Raw genomic sequence first — 2094 nt, 5'->3', positions numbered from 1 at the left:
GCATCTGCGTCGGCATCGGCATCTGCGTCTGCGTCGGCATCTGCATCTGCATCGGCATCTGAATCTTCTTCGAAGTAACCATTATCAATACTAAAATCATCATGATCGGTAATAGTTACATGAACTTCTTCACCATCAGCATCATTTTCATCATTATTACCTGAATTAGTAACAGTTTGAGTCAAACCTTCTGGTTTATCAAATTGTACAATATAATCACCACTATCTAAATCATCAAAACGATATTTACCAGTCTCATCTGTTGTTGTTGTTTTTAATACGTTACCATTACCATCTTTCAGTGTAACATGAACTCCTGAGATGCCTTTTTCACCATCATCTTGAATTCCATCTTTATTTGTATCTAACCATACGTAATCTCCAAGACTATATTTAGGTGTTTCATAGAATCCAGTATCAACAGTCATATTATCAGCATTATCAATGATACCTTTTGCTACTACTACATTTTTATCACCATCTTTTTGACCATCTGAATCAATAGCATCATTATCACTTGTATTTGATGGAGAAGGTGTATAATTATTAGGAATAACAAATTCAACATTGTATGTTCCGTTTTGCAAGTTATCAAATTGATAATGTCCTGATTCATCAGTTGTTACACGTTGCAACTCTTTATTGTTACTATCTTTAAGAATGACATAAACGCCTTCAATACCTTTTTCGTCATCATCTTGAATTCCATCTTTATTTTTATCTAACCATACGTAGTCTCCCAGGCTGTAAGTTGGATTATCACCTTGTGCTGTTGAAGAACCATTGATATAACTTACTACTGTACTTTTAGCACCTGTTGGATATCTTGATTCTTGGTTACCATAACGTGTTAGCTCATAATTAGTAATAACATTCCCAGTACCAGATGGTCTAACTGACTGAGTAATAATGTAACGTTTCCCTTTGTTCATGTTACTACGATTAAGATCTATATCTAATCTAGTATTATTAAGGCTATATTTAGGTGTAAATTGACTAGTCACATCTTTGACTGCAGTACCCTTTAAATCTGGGTTAAAACTATCTACTAATACACTATTATCCAACACTTCATATATCTTCACTTCATTAGGTATAAAATTACCGTTTTGAACTGTCGAAAAGTATTTTGCATCATAGATTCTATCACCAGGCTGATTTAAATAAACAACTTCATTATGTTTGTTATTCACATTATCAACATTTGCTACTGCTGCATTTGTAAGATGATTTTCTTTATTACCATAATCTACTACAAAATTTTCTCTAACTTCTTGATTAGCAATAGTAACATCCATAGGATAAGTTTGTTGATCTTTAGTCGCTGTTTCTCTCTTTGGTGTTGCTAAAAGATTGAAGCTACCTGTGATATTTTGATATTGATCTACATAATTAGTAAAAGTATATGTTGTTGTATTTGTAGTTTCATCATAAACACCATTTGCTACAATTGAACCTTCTTTACTACGTAATTGTGTATTTTTAGCTGGAAGTTCCAAAGCACCGGGTCTGATGTACTCACCGTATCTTATAGTGAATGTGTCACCCTCTTTAATACTATTATCTAATTCATAATCAGCTGATAATTTAAATTGTTCATTACTTGTCGGCCAAATTGTATAGTCATCATGTTGATTATTTTTCTGATTAAGGGTCAGTCTAGCATTTGTAATCTTAACTTTATCATTAACATTTGTGCTTGGGGCTTCATTAGCAAATGTTGTTATAGCACTTTTTGTTATCGGAGAAATCGTAGATGTAGGTGCAACTCCATAAGTTGTTACTGCTTCTTTTCGATTAGAATAATCTTGTGCTAATGCTCCTAATAGATCAGTTTTACTTAAGTTATTATAATCTAAATTTAAGTTGTCAACTTGTGACTGTACATCTGATTTGGGACTATTGTTAACTTCCGCAATATAACTTACTAATGCTTCCTTTTTGTCGACTGTTGTATCTGCACTTTCAATTGCATCAATCACAGCACTAGGATTGCTTGTTGTCATTTCAGTTTTCGGTGAAAGTTCTTCTGATAATGATTCTGTATTACCTTCTTCTGGAGCAGGCTCTTCTGATAATGATTCTGTATTACCT

1 protein-coding gene is annotated in these 2094 nt (G+C 33.0%); it reads right to left on the bottom strand.

Translation table 11 applies throughout. The annotated features are described in order from the left end of the window. The coding region (locus HMPREF2937_RS08730; protein WP_142351427.1) for an SdrD B-like domain-containing protein at positions 1-2094 on the bottom strand (2094 nt) is incomplete at both ends.

The sequence above is a fragment of the Staphylococcus sp. HMSC061G12 genome (assembly GCF_001838465.1).
Lineage (GTDB): Bacteria > Bacillota > Bacilli > Staphylococcales > Staphylococcaceae > Staphylococcus > Staphylococcus simulans.
The sequence above is the reverse complement of the archived record's forward strand: the minus strand, read 5'-3'. Positions and strand labels throughout refer to the sequence as shown.